Raw genomic sequence first — 22,373 nt, 5'->3', positions numbered from 1 at the left:
ATATTGTTATGAGTTATAACTGGAAAAATATTTTGGTAGCACCTGAGGCTACAGTGCGTGAAGCTATGGATGTTATGGATTCAGAGGCCTTACGTTTAGTGCTGGTGACAGACGATAATTTAAACCTTCTCGGTGTGATTACTGATGGAGATATTAGGCGCGGTATACTAAAGAATTTGTCCTTGGAAGAGCAAGTATCAACAGTAATGCACAGAAAGCCCTTAACCGTTGCTCCTGGTACAAGCCGTAGAGAAACTGTGAAGATGATGCAAGAGCACAGCATTCTCGCGATTCCTATTGTTGAACGAGGTAGAGTTATAGGTCTTGAGACATGGCAACATAGAAATCTTCAAACGCATTATCAAAATCCTGTTTTCTTGATGGCTGGTGGTTTTGGCACAAGGTTGAGGCCTTTAACAGACAACTGCCCGAAGCCCCTGCTCAAAGTCGGTGAAAAGCCTATACTTGAAATTGTATTAGAAAGCTTTATTAAAGCTGGTTTTATTAATTTCTATATTTCAACCCACTATATGCCAGAAAAAATAAGAGAGTACTTTCAGGATGGCAGTAAATGGCGTATCAACATAACCTATGTGCATGAAGACGAACCTCTTGGTACCGGCGGGGCGTTAGGCTTACTTCCAGACGATATAGTCGATTTGCCAATGATTCTCATGAACGGAGACGTCTTAACAAACGTCGATTTTGAGAAATTACTAGAATTTCATAATAGCCATAATTCCTGCGCGACAATGTGTGTTCGAGAGTATGAATATCAAGTGCCTTTTGGTGTTATTAGTGGAGAGGGTAATCAGGTTACGTCAATGATTGAGAAGCCGATCCAGCGCCACTTTGTAAATGCAGGAATCTATGTTGTCAGTCCAAAGTTGAGAAAATCTGTAAAGGAAAATCAGCGACTTGATATGCCAACTTTGCTTGAACAAGCTATAAAGAGAAATGACAAGGTATTAATGTTTCCGATTCATGAATATTGGTTGGATATTGGTCGTGTAGAAGATTATAAACGTGCGCAAATCGATATCTTGAGTTTAGATCTTTGAAAGCGTAATTTTTGTTAGCAAAAAATCAAATCGCTGGCTTTTGGAACTCATTTAACATGAAGATTATTGCAATCATACCTGCGAGAGCTGGTTCAAAGCGTTTACCAGGTAAGAATACAAAAGTATTGGCTGGCAAACCTCTTATCAACTGGACTATAGATGCTGCGCTAGAGAGCAAATGCTGCGAATCTATTATTGTTTCAACTGATGATGAGGGAATTGCAGATATCGCTAAGAAAGCAGGAGCCTCGGTACCTTTCTTGAGGCCTGCTAATCTAGCATCAGACACAGCGACAAGTGTTGATGTGGTGTTACATGCAGTTAAATATTATGAGTCTATAAATGGAACGGTAGATGGTGTAATGCTACTACAACCAACGTCACCTTTCAGAACGCCACATTCTATCTGTGCTGCTGTAAATCTTTTTGCTAAACATAAAGGTAAAAAATCGGTAATCAGTGTCAGTAAAGCTGCAAGCAACCCATCTTGGTGTTTTTATTGTGAAGAAGATACTATGGTTCCCCTGATGGGGTGGGAGCACATAAATAAACGGTCACAGGACTATAACCAAGCCTGGGAGTTAAACGGATCAATATATATTTTAGCGCCAGAGAGTTTAAAAAGAGACCGCGCGTTTGTGACTGAAAGTAGCATTCCATTTTTTCAGTTGAGAAGTTCTGAGGCGATTGATATCGACACAGCAGAGGACTGGGCGTTAGCTGAGTATTTTATATCTGGGTAAAGCTGTTTTCTATTTGAATACGGCTAGTTTTCAGTGTATCTAACATGTATCTGCATGCCTGTTGCGGTAGACGAAAGTCGAACACCACTTCAGGTTGCAGGTATTACCTCTAAAGCACAAGTGTTCAATGACAATAAAATAATATCGGGTGTAAAGTGAAAACGTCTAACTTGGGCGGCGAGCTCTGTATAGGAGCAATCTTATAGCTGCGCATAAAAATCTCATGCTATTAAAGAGCATGAGAAGTGCCGCGTAATTGAACGTAAAGTTCAGAGGCCTAACACAACAGGTTGTTGTCAGCATTAATTGTTGGCGTCAATAACGACTATGATCAGCGTTCGCGACTAAATTAGTTAGACGCATGACAATGCCTGCTTCGTATCAGAGGAAAATCCCTTGCAACTGGAAGTTTGGTTTTATTAGCTTATAAAAGTGAGAATCGAAAAGGCAACTTTTGAGACTAAATTCTATCGGGCATGAATTTAGAGGTTTAGAATCCGAGTGGATGCCAACGGTTAACTATCACGAGCTAAACTAAGCGATCTACTGCTAACGAATTCGAGCATTCTTACTTTTAAAAGTTCATAAGTAATCCGTGTGTTTTATTTTTCCAGCGTAAAGGTAGTGTATTTTGAATGTCTTCTTATTTTCAATCTTTAAGTATTTGGAAATAATAATTTTAGGATTATCTAATTTAATCCTTGCTGAAACTTTGGGGCCTGCTCAGTTAGGTCAATTAATGCCAGTAATAATATTTATAACCTATTCAAATTATACTGTTTTCGGGGCTCCACAGTTAATTTTGAAGTACTGGTCCAGAAAGAAATCACCTAAAACACAAGCTAGTTTGATGAGTGCTTCTGTTAAACTTTTAGTTTTTGGTTCAGTTGGAACATGGCTTCTCGCGTTAATAGTAATAGAAAGTAGTTACATCTTGAAAGTCACCTTAGTTAGTATCCTCACTTTTTTCGCCAGCTACTTATCTGCCAAGCTTCGGGTTGAATATAGGTTGTTACCAGTAAACTTAGCGCATGTACTTACCTCATTTACTTTGCTTTTGCTAATATACCTGTTTGTTACTGACATAGAATCATATCTCGTCAGCTTACTTGTAGCAAAAGCAGTCATGCTGCTTATTTACGTTTATTTCGATTTCTCATTTTTTATATCTTCGCTGAAGCAACTTTTCAAAAAGCTACATTTAAAATTATTTATGGCGTATCTAATTTCTGCTGTATTGATGACCCTAAATGGACTCATTATCTCCTTGATACTTGTTATGGACCGTTTGGTGATACAGTCTTGGCGGGTTTCGGAAGAAATCTTGGGTGTTTACCAACTAGCTGATACCATATCCATGTTTGGCTACTTACTGCTTACAACTGTATTCTTTTACTTTTATCCTTTTATTCTACAGAAGGTTAGAGAGAGTAAAGCGTTTAGAAGCAAATATCTGTGTATAGTTATTTTATTATCTTGCAGCCCTCTTTTCGTCTATTGGCCTTTAAATTGGGTGACCGGTTCTCTAGAAGGGCGATTATTTTCAACCTTTCAAGGTGTTTGGAGTGTAGCCTTGGCCGTATCACTGTTAAAAATATCTATATTCTCTTATTCTGTTCTCATGACTTTTTTTGTTGCGATTTCATCCAGATCTAAAATAATAGGTTGGTCATTGACAACTTTCATTGTACTTACTTGTATTGGTATTATATTCAATAAGGATTTGAGTAGTTCATATTTTTGGCTTCCCATTACATTTTGTTTTGCTATATCAACATTAACCGCGTCGGTAGCTTATTTTGAGTTTAGAAAAGAAAGTTTTATATATAGACTTTAAGAAAAAGTACATTAAAAATACAAACCTGGCTGTAGGAATGTATCAAAGGGAAAGTTGTGTAGATGTCAGCTCAATAAGCGTTTCCGAGGAGTTGGTGGTGGATTTTGATACTCACTTTTCTAATTGGGTTAAACATCAGGACAAAGAAATACAGTCAAAGCTTTTTGCATCAAAGAATCAATTTTACACATCAGTAGCCGAACCCCTCTTTAAATGGCTAAGTGCGATTGAGTTAGCTATTGAAAAGTTTGAACCTGATTTTATTGACTTTGGGGAAATATACTTTCATCAACTTATATTTACATACGAAGCGGAGGGGGAAGTTAATCGTAAATTTTTCTACAAGAGTAATTATTACTTACCCGTCATTTTACTAAATTACTTTAAATCCAAAAATATCAAGGCTGTAGTTACATTCACAAAGAAATCTTCATTTATGCCGTTCCTTTCCTTCTATATAAGAAATTTATCACTACTCGGATATGGTTTCTTTAAGGGCGTGGTTAGAAAATTGTATAGGAGCTCCGGTACTAATAAGTTCGGTTTGGATCTGCCTGATAAAAATAAAATAGGTTTGCTGGTAAGAAATAAAATACAAGTTCAATTTGCCCAAAAAATCTCAACTCTCAGGCCAGAAAGCTTTGAGTTTTTGTCTTATGAACAAATTGGGAGTCGTTCAAGTTGTTCGAATAATTTGCGAGAGCAGGAACTGATGCATGTGAATTTAAACAATCAATTGAGTATGTATGACTTGGCATCAGAATATATAAAAGGCTTGCTATCATTGTTTAGACCAAATGGCGTCAAAGATAACACGCATATATCTGTTATGAATGGATCATTAAAGTTTCCTATGTATTATGGCGCTAAAGAAATAATTGTGCGGGCGGTTGATATGGAATTGCTTTATAAGTCGCTTTCGTTATGTAGAGGAATGAAAATGGTCTCTTTTGATATGCTTACACCGCATGCGCATTATGTCAAAAAAGCATTAGGAGAGCGTAATATAACCCAAATACAGACCACTTTGATGCTTGGAAAGCCAGAGCCTGACTTTGTGGTAGGGAAGAATTTTCTGCTTACGGATAAGATATCGTATGAGGGCGTGAGTACATTTAACCAAAGGTTTTCTAGTAAGTTGCGTTATTTAGAAACCCCTAAACATTTGAACGTCTCAAAGAAAATTGAATTTAATGATAAAGTGCACCGTATCGTTTACTTTACTCAACCTATGGAGCAGGACGTTGAGAAATCTTTATTGAATTCTCTACAAAATATTTGTGAATCAAAAGGAATCGCGCTTATCATTAAAGTTCACCCAAGGCAATCCTCTGAATGTTACATGTCTTTTAATAAAGCCATAATTACAAGCGAATGTATTGACCTCAAAGATTTTGACTTAGCAATTACACGATGGTCATCGATTGCCATTGATTGCTGGTTGGCTAGGTTGCCGATCGTGTTTATTAGGAGTACAGGTTACTCACGGATTATCGAAGCAGATTTTCTACCCAAAGGGTACACAGGTGATCTCCGGTCTATTAACGCCTTAGAGGAGCATATATTAAATAGGTATACTAGTTTCGTGAAAGACTATATAAGGTTTCTTAAAGAGATTGAAAAGCCGATTGATAAAACGTATGCGTTTGAATTGATAGAGAAAAGCTTTTAATGGTTAGGAGGCTATATTTCAGGTTGTATCTGGCGTTAGTTCCTTTCCTTTCCGTAATTGGAATCCCACTCTCAGCCTTTAGGATAGTAGATGGCCTGGCTTTTCTTTCATATTTTTTAATGGCTAGCTTGTTGCTAGATATTGTTCTAGTTTTACTTTATTTAAAAAGAGTTTCGGTAAAGACTGTATACATTGCGGTTTTACTCTTAATCCCCCCCCTGATCATAGGGCTTTTATTCAATGATATATCTCGACGCCAATTAACAGACTTTTTATTACCCTTGCTGTTTTTTTTAAAAATTGTAATATTTCGGCACTACTTCTACACAAACAATATCAGCAAATTCTTAATAGATTATACAAGAATTACCGTAATAGGCGCTCTTTTTTTAGCTCCGCTAGTGTATATCATATTTAATCTATTCGGAGGCACTAGAATATCTATTTTAGCGCCTCTAGAGGTTGGTGCCGCTTTTTTCTTATTTCGAAACCCAGCTCTTTTCATTTTAATACTTGGGTTGGTAATTTTTTATGGTAAGCGTGCTCAGCTTGTCGCTATTTTGACTTCGGTTCTATTATCGATGAACCTCTTAAAAGGGCGTCAGCGGGCACTTTTATTTCTTTCCTTACCAATCGTTTTTAGCTTGGGTTTGACATTCGCTTTAACTAACCCAGACAACATCTCGGTTAAACGGATCACTAACTCAGTCGACTTAGTTGTTGAGGGCGACTATTCGAGATTAAGTTCAGGCAGGTTCGATGAAATTAATGCAATCATGGGCGAAATGAGTTTTTTAGATTATATCTTCGGAAAGGGAAATGGTTATGTATATGAGCTGCGAGATCCTCAAGGAGAAACTCTCAAAGTAGCAAACTCTCACTTCACACCCTTAGCTTTGTTGTCGAAATATGGTGTGTTTTTTACGGTCTTTTTCTATCTTTATATATTTAAAGCCATTACAGGGGTTAGAAAGGCAGCGAATAAACATCGAAAAATTTTATACGTTTCTACTCTCATTTTTATTTTTCAGTCATTTTTTTCATACGCAATTTTTGTTCTACCGATTATTCCAGTTTTAATAGGTGGTTTAGTTTCATATAAAGTTAATAGGGGTGTTTATTAATGTGCGGTATTGCGGGAGTAATAGCTAATTCTGAAGAGCGAGTTAGAGAGTTTCTTTCAGCATCAGAGAGAGCTCAATTGCATAGAGGACCGGATAGCCAAGGGAGTGTGGTGTTCTCAGCAAACACAAATTTTTTAGGATTAAATCACCAGAGGCTGTCAATTCTCGATCTATCTAAGGATGGAAATCAGCCAATGTACAACGCCAAGAAGGATGGTTGCATTGCATACAATGGTGAGGTTTATAATTATAAAGAGATAGCGTCAAGTCTGGATTCGTTTAAAGCTAAAACTCAAACTGATACAGAGATAATTTTAGAAGCTATAGGAAAGTGGGGAATTACCGCAGCCTTAAGTATGTTTAATGGTATGTGGGCATTTGCTTATTATGATCTTGAAAACAAGAAGCTATATCTTGCAAGAGATAGGATGGGAATAAAGCCTCTATATTACTTCTATGATGAGAGTACAAACAACTTATATTTCTCATCAGAGGTGAAAGCCATCACCAGTTCTGTTAAGAAAAAATTCACTTTAAATTACCAAGCAATCGGTGAATATTTGTCTCAATCTCTTCAAGATACTAACAATAATAGTTTTTTCAAAGAAATTATAGCTGTACCCGCAGGAAGCTACATTGAAGTGGACTTGAGCGATGGAAAATTTAACTTAAATGTAAAGAGCTATTGGGAATTGGATGAAGCCTGCGAAAGAGGCTCTAATATATCAGAGTCAGAAATACGTAGTCTCTTTCTGGACTCAGTAAGACTGAGGATGAGAAGTGACGTGCCCGTGGGAGTTACACTGTCAGGAGGAATTGATTCATCACTGATAGCATCTGCCATGAAAGAAGAACTAGGGCCTGATAGTAGCCAAAAGCTTAACATTCTGTCAGTGGTTTCTCCTAGTAGTTTGCAAGATGAGTCGTATTTTATAGATAAAATGGCGAGCTATCTTAATACCGATGTTCATAAAGTAGAATTGGACTGGGAAAAATACGACAAACTAGAGTTGATAAAAAAAGTCACCTGGCATAATGATTCGCCACTTGGCTCATTTTCGAACGTCGCTCATTATCTAATGATGGAGAAGGCTAATGAACTTGGTATTAAAGTAATCCTCAGTGGTCAAGGAGCGGACGAAATCCTGTGCGGATACAAGAAGTATTTAGCGTTTTATTTTCAATTTTTGATTAGAGAAAGGCACTACATTAAAGCTGCCCGTGTACTTTTATCTTTCTTGAGGAATAAAAGTATTATAAATCAATTCAATTTCCTTGAGAGTAAACGTTATCTTCCGAGCTTTTTTAGAAAGAAGGAGCGTAGTCTTCTAGGAACAGCTCTATTAGAGAATTATAAAGCGGTAGATTTAAGCCTTAAGGCGGATCAAAGTGTGAATAAAAGGCAAGTTGAAGACATTAAGAAATTCTCAGTGCCTTTTTTGACTCATTATGAAGATCGAATGTCGATGGCATTTTCAAGAGAAATTCGTTTGCCTTTTCTCGACTATAGACTCGTTGAGGTATTCGTTTCCATGGAGATATCCAAGAAGATTCGGGATGGATGGACAAAATACATACTGAGACGCACTTTTCAATCAATGTTGCCTTCGGCAATCGCGTGGCGTAAAGACAAACAGGGGTTTGTTAGCCCACAGGAGCGTTGGCTAAAAGAAGAGTTACGCTCAACTGTTCTTGATACTTTCTCTGAAAGCGCCCTTATATTTAAGTTAAAACTAGTCAATAGGAACGAATTACTTAATGCCTATGAGTCCTTTTGTAGTCAAAAGGCCGAGAAAGGTACTGTTTGGTACAGGGATGTCTTTGCTCCTTTTGCATTAGAGCTATGGTTGCAAATGAATGAAGAATCTATAAAGGTCGTTTAGATAATGTTTTTGCAAAAGCTTAGGGTTGTTCGCCTAATCGGAGTTGTGAGTGTTGTTCGTTTTGTTTTATACAGAGCTTTACTCAAATTAGGAGTGTTTAAGCTGCTCACTCCAATGAGGGAAACAAGTTTAAGAACAAGCTTAAAAATAGAAGCTATATCCGGTTGCCCTCGCTCTATTCCAAGTAATTCTAAGGTAATTGAAGTCGCAGAAGAGCTGACTAATGGTTTTTTTAGACAATTTGGCTGGAGAAAAATTAGAGTAAAAAAGGAGTCCGTTGAGCTCGCTGTAAACGGAAAAAACTATGAGAGACATTGGTCGGACGTTAATCTCAGTGAGCTTGAAGATGTTAAACTAGTCTGGGATATCTCTAGGTTTTCTTGGGTGCCAACCTTGTCCTCTGCTTACTTAATGACAGGGGATTTGAAGTATTTGCGGACAATGCAAAACTGGTTATCCGATTGGACAAAAAACAACCCGGTAAATGCTGGGTTAAATTGGGTTTGTGGGCAAGAAGTTTCCATAAGACTCCTGAATTATTTAACTGGGGTTACAGCGTTAACGCATTCTTTTTTCGATATAGAAGAAGTAGAGGAGTTCGTCTTAACCCACTGCAGAAGAGTAAGGCCTACTATCCTCTATTCGATTAGCCAAGACAATAATCATGCCGTGACCGAAGCTGCTGCTCTATTTATCGGTGGAGTTTGGTTGAGGCAATTCGGGCAGAATCGCAAAGTAAAAATTGAGGGTTGTAGACTTCAAGAGAAAGGAAGAAAGATACTTGAGGAAAGAATAAACAGATTAGTACTTTCTGACGGTGGCTTTGCCATGTACTCTGTTACTTATCATCGAGTTGTTTTAAATACACTGTCTCTGGTTGAAATATGGAGGAAACATTTTAGCTTAAATTCTTTTTCTCTCGGTTATCAGGAAAAATGTAAAGTCGCAACCAGATGGTTAGCGTGCGTTGTTGACAAAGAAAGCGGGGATGCTCCTAATCTTGGTGCAAATGATGGATCAAACCCTTTTGTTATTGAACAGTTAGAGTATAGAGACTTCAGGCCATCTATACGATTGGCTGGAATACTTTTTCTTAAGGAGAATCTCTTTCCATCGGCTATTGAAGGTGAAATTCTACTCGAACTATTCAAAATAAAAAATAGGTTGTCATCGGAATGCAGATTTTCACAGTATGCTGGAGATTTACCTGCTAGCGGATTGTTTGTAGCTCGAAAGGAATTAAAAGACTCAAAAATAGCTACATGTTTCTTGAAGTACCCTGTTTATGAATACAGACCTGCCCAATGTGACGCGCTTCACCTAGACTTCTGGGTTAATGGAGAGAATCTGCTGAGAGACGGGGGGACTTTTAGTTATAATGCCAAAGGAGATTTAGGACGAAAACTTGGAAGCGTTGAGTCTCACAACACTGCACAGTTCGATTATCATGATCAAATGCCCAGAATTAGCAAGTTTTTATTAGGGAACTGGCTAAGGTGTGGCGAGAAAAAGGTAGTTTCTACTAGCAATGGATTTGAGACATTTTCTGTCAGTTACCTCGATAGGTTCGGCTGTAAGCACCATCGGTGCGTAGAATTTAATGAAAGTCACCTAGTTATATCAGATCATCTAAGCGGTTTCTCGTCCAGAGCTGTATTACGCTTTAGACTACCTATGGGTAATTGGAGTTTAAGAGAAAATATTGTTAAAAATGATAAATTCAAATTTATATTTACCTCTAATGTTGAAATAACCAGAATTTCTCTTCTGGAAGATTTAGAATCTCGTTATTACTTCCAGATTGACAACATAATCGTGATTGAAGTGGAAATTAGAGAACAAGGGTTTGTTCGGACAAAGGTAGTGTTTGAGTTATGAGAGTTTTATATTTCCACCAACATTTTTCTACCCCGAAGGGGGCTGCGGGTATTCGCTCTTACCAGATGGCAAGGCGGTTAATTGATAGAGGCCATCAAGTGACTATGGTTTGTGGTAGTTACTCAGGAGGTCAGACAGGCCTGAGTTCGGACTTTGTCGGTGGCAAACGTTCGGGCAAAGTTGACGGTATTGACGTTATAGAATTTGACTTAGCATATGCAAATAGTGATGGTTTCGTAAAGCGGGCGGCTCTTTTTTTTAAGTTTGCTATGAAGAGTATAGGTATAGCATTAAGACACGACTATGACGTGTTATTCGCTACTTCTACACCTTTAACGGCTGGTATACCCGGTGTTTTTGCTCGTTGGCTTCGCGGTAAACCATTTGTGTTTGAAGTGCGTGATTTGTGGCCTGAGTTACCGAAAGCCATGGGGGTCATTACAAACCCAGTGGTGCTGTTTGCGATGTCGTGTTTAGAGTGGTTGTCTTATCGCTCCGCGCATCGTTGTATTGCCCTCGCTCCCGGTATCGCCAATGGTATCGCCAAGCGTGGCGTAAGCGAGATTAAAATTAGTACTATTCCAAATGGCTGCGATTTGTCGATCTTTGAAGATTATGGGCAATCATGGAGACCAAAGGGAGTTCGAAGCGACGATTTAATGGCGGTATTTGCAGGAACGCATGGTATCGCCAATGGGCTAGATGCTGCAATAGACGCAGCAGCTGAGTTAAAAAAGCGCGAACGTAATGATATCAAGCTCGTTTTAATAGGTCAGGGAAAATTAAAGTCTGCGTTACAGAAAAGGGCTAAGCGGCTGGAACTTGATAATGTGATCTTTCATAACTCCGTGCCCAAGAAAAAGTTAGCAGGTTTAATGGCAAGTACAGACTTGGGAATGCAGCTACTAGCTAATGTGCCCGCATTTTATGACGGAACCTCACCAAATAAATTCTTCGATTATATTGCGTCCGGGGTCCCGGTTTTAAATAACTATCCGGGTTGGTTGGCTGCATATATTAAAAATGAGCAATGCGGTTTTACTGTTGAACCGGGCAATCCGTCAGCTTTTGCAGATAGTCTGGAAGTTGCAGCAAATGACCGATTGCTTTTAAAGGAAATGGGAGGACGCGCCAAGCACCTCGCGAAAACTCAGTTTAATCGTGAAATATTGGCAGATGAGTGGGTGAGCTGGGTATTAGGAGTAAAAAAGTGAAAAGAGCTTTCGATATAATCATCGCGGTCATAGCTCTGATACTTCTAGCACCGGTCATACTATTAGTCGCGTTACTTATTCGGTTAAAATTGGGTTCACCAGTACTTTTCAAACAAACCCGCCCAGGTTTGAATGGTGAGCTCTTCAGAATGCTGAAGTTCCGTTCTATGCTTGATGCCAATGATAAAGCGGGTGTTCCTTTACCAGATAAGCAACGACTGACCGGTTTTGGTAACTTACTAAGGTCGACGAGCTTAGATGAACTTCCGGGGCTTATAAATGTTCTCAAGGGAGACATGAGTTTAGTGGGACCAAGGCCTTTATTAGTTGAATATTTGCCTTTATATACGCCGGAGCAATATAGTCGTCATGAGGTTAGACCGGGTATAACAGGCTGGGCGCAAGTCAACGGTAGAAACACCTTAAGTTGGGAAGAAAAATTCGAGTTGGATATTTGGTACGTAGAAAACCAAAGTTTTTGGCTTGATATCAAAATTTTGTTTCTAACTTTAAAAAAGGTCTTTTTGAGAGAGGGGGTTTCCGCCGAAGGTGAGGCGACTATGCCCAAGTTTAAAGGGTCTAAAAAGTGACTAAAAAATTGGCAATCGTTGGAGCAAGTGGTCATGGCAGAGTTATAGCGGATATTGCAGAAATTCTTGGTAATTGGAGTGACATCCTCTTTTACGACGATAAATTTGGAAGTCCAGATTTTAATTTCGAATACAAAGTTTCAGGTACATCCGCAAATTTAATTGACTTACTTAAGGAAGACCCCTCAAGTATGGAGGTCGCGTTAGGGATTGGTGATAACTCTACCAGAATTAAGTTCTATAGAACTTTTAAAAACCACGATGTGTCTATGCCGGTTCTTATGCATCCTCGCGCCGTTGTATCTAAAAAAGTTGTGCTGGGACAGGGTACAGTGGTGATGGCAGGGGCTATCATAAACCCCGGAACAACAGTGGGCGACGCATGCATTGTGAACTCTTGTGCTGTTGTAGAGCATGATTGCCAAATCGGTACTGGCGCGCACCTAAGCCCTAACGCGACTTTATGTGGCGGTGTGGCAATTGGCGAGGGCGCATGGATTGGTGCTAGTTCTGTCGTTATACAATGTACAAGTGTAGGAAGAAACGCAGTAATAGGCGCAGGCTCAACTGCTATCAAATGTGTAGAAGAGAATACCACTTTAGTGGGTTCTCCTGCTCGTATGGTCAAAGCTCGATAGATTTAATCTTTATAGTAGGAAGCAATGTTAAATACTTCATTTTCACCGTGGCCAAGTTTTTCCGAAGAAGAAGGGGATGCTGTAAAGCGTGTACTTTTGTCTAACAGAGTCAATTACTGGACGGGACAGGAATGTAGAGAATTTGAGAAAGAGTTTGCTCTTTGGTCGGGCGCTAAGCATGCTGTTGCTCTGGGCAACGGGACACTTGCTTTAGATCTTGCGCTGAGGGCTCTTCAAGTTTCTGAGGGTGATGAAGTGATTGTTACCCCACGCACGTTTTTGGCTTCTGTCTCTTCAGTAGTCACAGCAGGCGCTACACCAGTATTTGCAGACGTTGACTTAAATTCACAGAATATTGAAGCGCATACTATCGAAAAATGTATTACAAAAAAAACCAAAGCTGTCATTGTCGTCCACCTCGCAGGGATGCCTGCGGATATGGATCCGATCATGGAGTTATCGGAAAAACACGGTTTTTATGTGATAGAGGATTGTGCCCAAGCTCATGGTGCAAAGTATAAAGGTCGCTCGGTCGGCTCTATTGGACATGTGGGCGCCTGGAGTTTCTGCCAAGATAAAATTATGACCACCGGTGGTGAAGGTGGCATGGTAACAACTAACGACGAAGAGCTTTGGCGAAAAATGTGGTCGTACAAAGATCATGGCAAAAGTTACTCAGCTGTGTACGAAAAAGAGCACCCCCCGGGATTTCGTTGGTTGCATGAGAGCTTCGGAACTAATTGGCGCATGACAGAAATGCAAGCTGCTATCGGCCGTATTCAATTGAGACGAATGGCCGAGTGGACGCAGCAAAGACAAGCGAACGCCAAGCAACTAGAAAGCAAGTTAGCCGAATTTGATTTGGTAAGACGAGTAAAAGTTCAGGACTTTATTGAACATGCGGAGTACAAACATTACTTTTTTATTAAACCTGAGATGCTAGCTGACGGATGGTTCAGAGATCGAATTGTTGAAGAAATAGTTCAGCGTGGCGTGCCATGTTTCCAAGGAAGCTGTTCTGAAGTGTATTTAGAAAAGGCGTTCGACGATACAGGCTATCGGCCCGCTGAAAGATTAAAGAATGCTCGGGAGCTGGGAGAAACAAGTGTTATGATGTTAGTTCACCCAACTTTAACGCAAAGTGAAATGAAAAAAGCTTGTAATACTTTGGCAGAAGTTCTGTCATTAGCTCAACGTTAAATTGTTTAACACAACTGCCAAATCAGAATGAAATAGATGATTAAAGCTTTAACTACATTACCTCGAGAACTGAAAAGGATCGTTGCTGTGTCCATTGATATTTGGGCACTTACGTTCTCTTATGTGTTCGCTTTGAGTGTAAGGTATGAAACTTTCTATATCCCCTCGGGTAACGAACTTTATGCTCTGGGGTTAGCAATTCCGGTTTCGCTTTTGTTGTTTGTTAAGTTTGGATTATACAGAGCTATTGTTCGGTATTTGGCACTATCTGCCTTGCTAGTCATAACATTAGGAGTGCTTACTTCAGCGTTGGTATTGGAAGCTGCTATTTGGGTATTAGGCACAAACATACCATTTAGCGTTGTAATTAATTACGGGCTAATGTCGCTGGTTTTAGTCGGTGGATTGCGTTTATTGATGCGTGCGATGTATGAACAGCGAGTGAGCCGAGAAAAAGAGCCTGTCATTATCTATGGCGCGGGCTCTGCTGGCAGGCAGCTTGCTCAAGCATTGACTAACGGTTCTGAATTTCATCCCACATGTTTTGTCGACGACGACTCAACGCTCCATGGCTCTAGCATGATGGGCCTTAGAGTTCGTAATCCAGATAAAATGCAGCATTGGATAAACAGGTACAAAGCCAAACATGTACTTTTAGCTTGTCCAAGTGCCACACGTTCACGCAGAAAAGAAATTTTGGAGCAACTTGAATCATACCGTATCACTGTTCAGTCCATTCCTGGCATGTCTGAAATGGTTAACGGGCAAATGAAAATTGACGAACTTCAAGACGTTCGTATTGAAGACTTGCTAGGTAGAGACCCTGTTCCACCGAACAGAAAGTTATTAGACTTAGACATAAGAGACAAAGTAGTCATGGTAACAGGAGCCGGAGGTTCTATCGGCTCCGAACTATCCCGGCAAATTCTGCAAACACAGCCTAAGGTTCTTATTTTGTTTGAAATGGCAGAATTTAATCTTTATGCCATTGAGCGTGAGTTAGTAAGTATTAACTCTTGTGAAGAGCTGGGTGTTAAAATTGTACCCATGTTGGGCTCAGTTTGTAACCGAGAGCGGTTAACTAGCCTTATGACCAATTATCAGGTCGACACGGTTTATCATGCTGCCGCATACAAGCACGTTCCTCTGGTTGAGTTTAATGTAGAAGAAGGGGTTCGTAATAATATTTTAGGTACTCTATGTACCGCTGAAGCAGCGTTAAAGTCTGGAGTCAGTAACTTTGTGTTGATTTCTACGGACAAAGCCGTACGCCCTACAAACGTTATGGGCGCAACAAAACGTTTTGCTGAACTAGTATTGCAAGGGCTTGCTAAACGACAAGAAGCGGAAGGTACTCCGCGTATGCGTATTTCTATGGTTCGCTTCGGGAATGTGCTCGGTTCTTCAGGATCGGTTGTTCCGCTGTTCCGTAAACAAATAGAAGCGGGTGGGCCTGTTACCGTTACAGATCCTGAGATTACACGATATTTTATGACTATTCCTGAAGCTGCTCAGCTTGTGATCCAAGCGGGTGCTATGGGAAGCCTTCATGCTAAAAAGACAAATGATGCGGGTGGAAATGTGTACGTGCTCGATATGGGCGAGCCGGTTAAAATAGATCATTTAGCTCGGAAGTTAATAAGACTCATGGGACTAGAAGTGAAGAATCTGGAAAACCCCCATGGAGATATCGAGATTCATTACAGTGGTTTAAGGCCTGGCGAGAAGCTTTATGAAGAACTACTTATTGGAGATGAAGTAGTGCCGACAGATCATGAGAGAATTATGGGCGCCAAAGAGTTAGCTTTAAGTTGGCTCGAAGTTTCCAACTTTATAGAAGAATTACAAAGAAAACTCGTAGAACAAGACACTCAAGGAATTCACGAACTATTAGTTAGGGCCCCCCTAGCATTTGAGCCGGTTACAGGGGTTAGTGATTTGCTTTGGAACGTAAACGGCAATGACAACACAAGCATTGTCGAGAACATAAAGAAAAAGGGAGTAGATGCACGTGGTATTGCGTAAATTTATCACTTGGGGCGTAGCCTTAAGTATTAGCCTAGTAGGTCTGGGTATGTTGAGTCAGAATGCTGAAGCTCAGCAAATTACCCAAGCGCAAATAGAGCAGTTCCGCCAATTGCCGCGAGCTCAACAAGAGGCCTTAGCTCGCCAGTACGGCATCGACTTAAGTATGCTTGAGGGGCAAGCTGGTTCAAACACTGAAGCAAGACAAGATCCAGCGACAGTTGAGGCTAGAGAGCTTTCAGACACTCAGTCAGACTACGAAGGCGAACGTACTGGCTCTAGAACAGATAGAGAAAGGGAAACAGAAGCTGAAGTTAAGCCTTTTGGATATAACGTTTTTGCTGGACGCCCCACGACGTTTGCTCCCGTAAACAATGCCCCAGTGCCAGGTAGCTACAGGTTGGGGGTAGGTGACACGGTTATGGTGCAGCTTTACGGTCAAGAATCGATAAGCCACAGCCTTGTCGTGGATCGTGAAGGCCGTATCACAATCCCTCGTTTAGGTCCGCTTACGGTGGCTGGCTTAAGTTACAACGAACTTAAAGAGCTAGTGCGCAATCAAGTGAGTACGCGCATGATTGGTATGCAGGCTGCAGTTTCTATGGGCGAGCTTCGTTCAATGCAAATTTTTGTATTAGGTGAGGCATATCAACCGGGCGCATATACAGTAAGTTCGTTAACTACCATTAGCCAAGCTCTGTTTGCTAGTGGTGGTGTTACGGAAATTGCCTCGTTGCGTGATATTCGTTTAATGCGCGCTGGTGAGATGGTCACAGGGTTTGACTTGTATGATCTGCTCATTCGTGGCGATGCTTCAAAAGACAGGATTTTACAGCCTGGTGACGCTGTGTTTATACCTGCTCGAGGCCCAATGGTGAAAATCTCGGGTGAGGTTGTTCGCCCTGCTATTTATGAACTTACCGGAAATGAAAGCTTAGACGATGTCATTCAGCTGGCTGGTGGCCTTTTACCTTCTGCATATCCAGATGCTGTGCAGCTGCATAGAGCAGACAGAGGCCAGCGTTCTCTAAGAACCTTGGATGTCTCCTCGCAAAGCGCTTTGTCTTTAGCTATGCAAGGTGGCGATGAAATTCGTGTGCCAAGAATATCTGAAGTTATCGATAACTCTGTTTCTATTGTCGGCGCAGCAACAAGAACAGGAAGCTATGAGTGGCGTTCTGGCATAAAAATAAGTGATTTTGTGAAAAGTCCAACGCAGGACTTGCAAGCAGACGCGGATTTAAATTACGGCCTAGTCATTCGTGAAGATCAGCAAACTCGTGAAATGACCGTTTTGCAGTTCGACGTAGCATCTGCTTTACGTGGAGATATGGAGCACGACTTGAGATTGCAACCGCGTGACCAAGTGATGTTCTTCAGCCGATTTGAGAAAGAGTATCGTCGAGCTTTAGCAGGGTATGGTCAATACGCTTCTAATCCGGAGGAAGTACGTCCAGTAGAGGATGGTGAGGAAGCCGAACAAAGGCACGAACAGCAGTTTGAGCAAGACTCTGAAGCGCAACCTATACGCACCGTACGAGAATCAGAATACACACCAAATTCGCGGACACGATTACTTCGTTCAGTGCTTGCTAGACTTAGTTCACAAGAATCCTCAGACGCTAGTGCATTATTTGTTCGAATCAGTGGTGAAGCTCGTTTCCCAGGGAATTATCCGCTAGTAGAAAACGGAAGCGTCGCTGACCTAATTGCCGCCGCGGGCGGACTGAAAGAATCAGCTTATTTGGCGCGAGCGGAGATTACCCGAACACTGATTGATGGCGGTAATGCTATGACAGATTACCTTTCGTTTAACTTGCTAGATGCAATTACAGGTGTGGAAAGAGTCGATATTCGAGCGCGTGATCACTTAAGCGTATTTAGAATTCCAGAGTGGCAAGACACTGTGCAGGTAGAGCTTACTGGTGAAGTTATGTTCCCTGGCTCTTATTCGGTTCGTAGAGGCGAAACGCTTATTGACGTCGTTGAACGCGCGGGAGGCCTTACTCAACATGCTTACCCTCCGGGGGCTGTATTTACTCGTGAGGAAGTTAAAGAGCAAGAACGTCAACGAGTAGCTCAACTGGCAAGGAATTTGCGCCAAGAATTGGCTAGTATCTCGTTAACCGAAGGGAGTCGAGTCGGGAACTATGAAGAACTCAACAGCTTACTTTCTGACTTACAGGGCACTGAGCCTGTAGGGCGAATGGTTGTTAATTTAGAGAGTATTTTGGCGGGCGATAGAGCACAAGACCTGACACTTCGAGACGGTGACTCGCTTTATATTCCTAACCAACTTAATACGGTTTCGATTATTGGTGAAGTACAGATGCCCACCACATATCGTTACGAGCAACGTTATTCTGTGAGTGACTACTTAGCGCGTAGTGGCGGTACGAAGCGTAGAGCAGACGAAGAGCGTATGTTTATTATTCGCGCGAATGGTGAAATTGAACCTTATCATCAACAGCGGGGGTGGTTTGCTAGCTCTGGACGTATGCAATTAGAGCCAGGCGACACAATTGTAGTGCCTCTAGACTCGACTTATCGCGAGCCTACACAAGTATGGGCCACAAGTACTCAGATTATATACCAGTTAGCGGTGGCGGCAGCTGCGATAGCAAGGTTGTAAGCAAGGGTGCACTGTTCAACTCTAATAAGAACCCTAGTTTTCGTTCTGGCGCTTTTTTGCGCCAGGACAGTTTTCGCGTCTCCGTTTATCGAAGCAGGCGACACGCACTTAAGAAGTAGTATTCAGATGCTTGCCGACGGTGGTTACATTAAAGGACCTGTGAATTCATTTCCTTTAGGTTGGGCGTCTGTTGCGAGGGATATACGGTTAATCAAACCTTCTGAGTTGTCATCAGCACAATATGAGGCCTATTTAAGGGTCGTTTCTGCGCTTGAATACAACAAAGGTGCTGGTTATACAGCTGTTCGTATCCATGGGGAAACAGACTACGCCGAGGCTGTAGGCTACAGCGACGCGCGCTACGAGCAGGGGCAACTTTCGCTTATACGCGAAGTAAACCGTGGCGGTATTGTGGCTCGAGTGAACACTAACTTACGATTCGACCCCGAAAGCTCAGATGATAAATTAACCATGGATGGAAGTTATTTAGGTTACGTATTTGGCAACTGGGGGGTAACCGTGGATCAGTTACCTATGTGGTGGGGTCCTGGGCAAGATCAAGCGCTAGTATTTTCTTCTAATGCAAGACCTATTCAAGCCATTCGAGCTACGCGGTTAGATAATGCCCCTATTGACTTGCCGGTTCTGCGGAACTTAGGTTGGTGGCATACCACAGCATTTTTCGGCAATAGCCAAGAAACAGAAACGTTAGGGCGCTACAGCATTGCAGGTATTCGTATTTCAAATAGCCTATTTGACGGCTTTGAGATGGGCTTAGGATATACAGGTCAATGGGGCGGTAGAACAGGGCGGGATGAGTCAAGTTCTGATGCGTTTACTGATTTTCTCACATTTAAGAGCTCTAGTGCGGTACGTAATAGATTTGCAAGTATAGACTTCCGTTGGTCGCCATGGGGTTATGGTGGAGTTTATGGCGAGTACGTACTTTCACAGAAAGGGCGTAGAGACACAGGTCACTTAATTGGTTTTGATTTCAAATTCGCCGGCGGATCTCTTAGTAGCGGAGCAATGAGCGACGTGTTTTTTGAAATCTCAAATGTGGATGTGATTTACGACGACCCAGACGACCCTAATGGTCATACACGCTTCAACCGGAATTTGGGTGGAGCTATGGGGCAAGACGCGAAAGGATTCGTTTTTGGTTATAATCGGTATACTTCTACGGGCAATGGGATAGAAGTGCGGGTCCGTTTGTTCGAGTTGGGTAAGGATAACGAAGAAGTTCGAACTCATTACATAGAGCCTCAGGTAGGCAATGCTGCAAACCATAGCGAATTAGAAGTTGAGCGTGCAATGATTGATATTACCTATCAACACCCGTTTAAAGCTAGCTTGCTGCGTGTAGGCGTGCAAGGTTGGCAAGATACGCTATTAAACACGATGCCGTCTCAACGCAGCATAACGGATATTAATGTAGACTCAGGTATTTCTCTGCATGCTAGCTGGGAATGGCGTTGGTAGGTCAAGAATATAGGTTGGATTAATGAACCATCTTAAAGCATTAGAAAGCGAATCTATTCAAATATTCCGAGAAGTAGCGGCAGAGTTCGAGAATCCCGTAATGCTTTACTCTGTGGGTAAAGATTCCTCGGTACTACTTCATTTGGCGCGCAAAGCGTTTTATCCGGGTAAGATTCCATTTCCTTTAATGCATGTAAACACCACGTGGAAGTTCCGTGAAATGATCGAGTTTCGCGATCGCATGGCGGATGAAATGGGGTTTGAGCTATTAGAACATATAAACCCGGAAGGCTTGGAAGCCGGCATCGGCCCTTTTTCTCATGGTTCTGCCAAGCATACGGATGTAATGAAAACTCAAGCGCTAAAACAAGCATTGAATAAGTACAAGTTTGATGCGGCTTTTGGTGGTGCACGCCGAGACGAAGAAAAGTCTCGCGCGAAAGAGCGCGTGTATTCGTTTCGTGACCAAAATCACCGTTGGGATCCGAAAAATCAGCGCCCTGAGCTTTGGAATATCTATAACGGTAAGGTAGATAAAGGCGAAAGCATTCGCGTATTTCCACTCTCAAACTGGACGGAACTCGATATTTGGCAATACATCTACATGGAAAATATTCAAATTCCGGACCTGTACTTTGCTAAAGAGCGCCCTGTAGTTGAGCGTGACGGTACTTTAATCATGGTAGACGACGAGCGTATGCCGCTAGAGAAAGGTGAAAAGCCTGAAATGCGTATGGTGCGATTCCGTACCTTGGGCTGCTATCCATTAACAGGCGCGGTTGAGTCGGACGCGGCAACATTACCTGAAATCATACAAGAAATGCTTTTAACTAAAACATCTGAGCGCCAAGGGCGTGTAATCGACCGTGATAGTGCGGGTTCGATGGAAAAGAAAAAAATGGAGGGCTACTTTTAGTAGTATTTTGATATGAGTCATGCCTCTCCTTTAATTGAACAAGATATTTTAGCCTACTTAAAGCAACACGAAGAAAAGGAACTACTGCGCTTCATTACCTGCGGCTCAGTCGATGACGGGAAGAGTACACTTATCGGCCGTTTGCTACACGACAGCAAAATGATTTTTGAAGACCAGCTTGCGGCGATTACCGAAGACTCTAAAAAGTCGGGAACGCAAGGTGATGAAGTGGATCTGGCATTGTTAGTTGACGGATTACAGTCTGAGCGTGAACAGGGTATTACCATTGATGTCGCCTATCGCTACTTTTCTACCGACAAACGTAAGTTTATTATTGCCGATACTCCAGGCCATGAGCAGTACACGCGAAACATGGCAACAGGTGCTTCTACGTGTGACCTAGCGATTATTCTTGTAGACGCGCGTCATGGTGTGCAAGTTCAAACTCGTCGCCATAGCTTTATTTGCTCATTATTGGGTATAAAGCATGTGATTGTAGCCGTAAATAAAATGGATTTAGTCGATTTTTCCAAAGAACGGTATAAAGAAATTCAAGACGAGTACCTAAAGCTTGCCGGCTCACTTGAAATTCCAGATATTCGTTTTGCACCTATTTCTGCACTGAAAGGCGACAACGTCGTTAACAAGAGTGACCAGCTAAGCTGGTTCCGTGGTTCGACGCTTATGGAGTACCTCGAAAATATTGAAGTTACTTCTGACGCTGAAAACCATGATTTTCGTTTCCCAGTACAGTTAGTTTCTCGTCCGAACTCAGACTTCCGAGGTTTCCAAGGTACGATTGCCTCGGGGAGCATTGCTGTTGGCGATACCATTCGTGTATTACCTTCAGGAACTATTTCTACCGTGAAGTCGATCGTTACTTTTGATGGTGAGTTACAAGAAGCTCAAGCACCTATGGCGGTCACGTTAACGCTTAATGACGAAGTAGACGTTTCTCGCGGTAATATGATTGTGCGTAAAGACGAGCTTCCGCATGTGTCTTCACGTATGCGTGCGAAATTGGTTTGGATGCATGAAAAAGCGTTAGAGCCGCATCGTGAATATTATGTGAAGTTCACTTGTAAGTTAACTACCGGCAAGGTCGAAAAGCTTCATCATCGAATCGATGTGAATACGTTGGAAGAAGTCGAAGCAGGTAAACTTGAACTTAATGAGATCGGATTGGTTGACCTTCAAGTGACTGAGCCTGTTGCATTCGACGCATACCAAGCCAACAAGCAAACTGGCGCGTTTATTATTATCGACCGACTGTCCAATGTGACCGTGGGTGCTGGCATGATTGACTCAGCCTTAAAAGAGTCTGAAGCTGTTGACGCCAAGCATGAATACAGCGAGTTCGAAGTAGAGCTGAACCAACTCATCCGCAAACACTTCCCTCACTGGGGCGCTAAGGATTTGTTGTCGTAGCCAAATGGTTACGACAACGCGGGTCTGACCCCCTTTTGGAAGAAAGCTGA

Annotated in this window: 16 protein-coding genes; all 16 read left to right on the top strand. The window is 41.7% G+C overall.

From position 1 onward, the window contains the following. The first annotated feature begins 8 nt into the window (after positions 1 to 8). The 16 genes from EYQ95_RS05710 to cysN all read left to right on the top strand — a co-directional run bounded on the left by EYQ95_RS05710 (position 9) and on the right by cysN (position 22,323). Positions 9 to 1,061: a nucleotidyltransferase family protein gene (locus EYQ95_RS05710; RefSeq protein ID WP_111914945.1), complete on the top strand. Its 1,053-nt coding sequence runs from the start codon at positions 9 to 11 to the stop codon at positions 1,059 to 1,061. Between the two features lie 56 nt (positions 1,062 to 1,117). Further along, positions 1,118 to 1,804: a cytidylyltransferase domain-containing protein gene (locus tag EYQ95_RS05705; RefSeq protein WP_111915647.1), complete on the top strand. Its 687-nt coding sequence runs from the start codon at positions 1,118 to 1,120 to the stop codon at positions 1,802 to 1,804. 631 nt (positions 1,805 to 2,435) lie between these two features. After that, positions 2,436 to 3,641, top strand: coding sequence for a hypothetical protein (locus EYQ95_RS05700; RefSeq protein WP_111914944.1), 1,206 nt, complete (start codon positions 2,436 to 2,438; stop codon positions 3,639 to 3,641). After that, positions 3,604 to 5,313, top strand: a complete 1,710-nt coding sequence (locus tag EYQ95_RS05695; protein ID WP_111914943.1) for a hypothetical protein — start codon at positions 3,604 to 3,606, stop codon at positions 5,311 to 5,313. The genes EYQ95_RS05700 and EYQ95_RS05695 overlap by 38 nt, the downstream gene beginning before the upstream one ends. A 23-nt stretch (positions 5,314 to 5,336) precedes the next feature. After that, positions 5,337 to 6,437: a hypothetical protein gene (locus EYQ95_RS05690; protein ID WP_126266342.1), complete on the top strand. Its 1,101-nt coding sequence runs from the start codon at positions 5,337 to 5,339 to the stop codon at positions 6,435 to 6,437. Next, entirely contained in the window at positions 6,437 to 8,320 is a 1,884-nt protein-coding gene (gene asnB / locus EYQ95_RS05685) for an asparagine synthase (glutamine-hydrolyzing) (protein ID WP_111914941.1), read from the top strand. Before EYQ95_RS05690 ends, asnB begins: the two co-directional genes overlap by 1 nt. 3 nt (positions 8,321 to 8,323) lie before the next feature. After that, the gene (locus EYQ95_RS05680; protein ID WP_111914940.1) at positions 8,324 to 10,198 is read left to right on the top strand and encodes a heparinase II/III family protein; all 1,875 of its coding nucleotides are present in this window, start codon (positions 8,324 to 8,326) and stop codon (positions 10,196 to 10,198) included. Further along, positions 10,195 to 11,412, top strand: coding sequence for a glycosyltransferase family 4 protein (locus tag EYQ95_RS05675; protein WP_111914939.1), 1,218 nt, complete (start codon positions 10,195 to 10,197; stop codon positions 11,410 to 11,412). Before EYQ95_RS05680 ends, EYQ95_RS05675 begins: the two co-directional genes overlap by 4 nt. Beyond that, complete coding sequence (locus tag EYQ95_RS05670; protein WP_305764672.1) at positions 11,409 to 12,002, top strand: sugar transferase; 594 nt, start codon at positions 11,409 to 11,411, stop codon at positions 12,000 to 12,002. The genes EYQ95_RS05675 and EYQ95_RS05670 overlap by 4 nt, the downstream gene beginning before the upstream one ends. After that, positions 11,999 to 12,640 (top strand): acetyltransferase, encoded by a 642-nt coding sequence (locus EYQ95_RS05665; RefSeq protein WP_111914938.1) that lies wholly within the window; start codon positions 11,999 to 12,001, stop codon positions 12,638 to 12,640. The genes EYQ95_RS05670 and EYQ95_RS05665 overlap by 4 nt, the downstream gene beginning before the upstream one ends. A 24-nt stretch (positions 12,641 to 12,664) precedes the next feature. Further along, the gene (locus EYQ95_RS05660) at positions 12,665 to 13,840 is read left to right on the top strand and encodes a DegT/DnrJ/EryC1/StrS aminotransferase family protein (RefSeq protein WP_111914937.1); all 1,176 of its coding nucleotides are present in this window, start codon (positions 12,665 to 12,667) and stop codon (positions 13,838 to 13,840) included. A gap of 36 nt (positions 13,841 to 13,876) precedes the next feature. Next, the gene (locus tag EYQ95_RS05655) at positions 13,877 to 15,865 is read left to right on the top strand and encodes a nucleoside-diphosphate sugar epimerase/dehydratase (protein WP_111914936.1); all 1,989 of its coding nucleotides are present in this window, start codon (positions 13,877 to 13,879) and stop codon (positions 15,863 to 15,865) included. Continuing rightward, the gene (locus EYQ95_RS05650; protein WP_111914935.1) at positions 15,846 to 18,497 is read left to right on the top strand and encodes an SLBB domain-containing protein; all 2,652 of its coding nucleotides are present in this window, start codon (positions 15,846 to 15,848) and stop codon (positions 18,495 to 18,497) included. Before EYQ95_RS05655 ends, EYQ95_RS05650 begins: the two co-directional genes overlap by 20 nt. A 126-nt stretch (positions 18,498 to 18,623) precedes the next feature. Further along, entirely contained in the window at positions 18,624 to 19,979 is a 1,356-nt protein-coding gene (locus EYQ95_RS05645) for a capsule assembly Wzi family protein (RefSeq protein WP_111914934.1), read from the top strand. 22 nt (positions 19,980 to 20,001) lie between these two features. Beyond that, positions 20,002 to 20,895: a sulfate adenylyltransferase subunit CysD gene (gene cysD / locus EYQ95_RS05640; RefSeq protein WP_111914933.1), complete on the top strand. Its 894-nt coding sequence runs from the start codon at positions 20,002 to 20,004 to the stop codon at positions 20,893 to 20,895. 12 nt (positions 20,896 to 20,907) lie between these two features. Further along, positions 20,908 to 22,323, top strand: a complete 1,416-nt coding sequence (cysN, locus tag EYQ95_RS05635) for a sulfate adenylyltransferase subunit CysN (RefSeq protein WP_111914932.1) — start codon at positions 20,908 to 20,910, stop codon at positions 22,321 to 22,323. The last annotated feature ends 50 nt before the right edge of the window (positions 22,324 to 22,373 follow it).

This window comes from Lysobacter sp. N42, from assembly GCF_004344885.1.
This window is presented reverse-complemented; position numbering and strand designations above follow the sequence as displayed.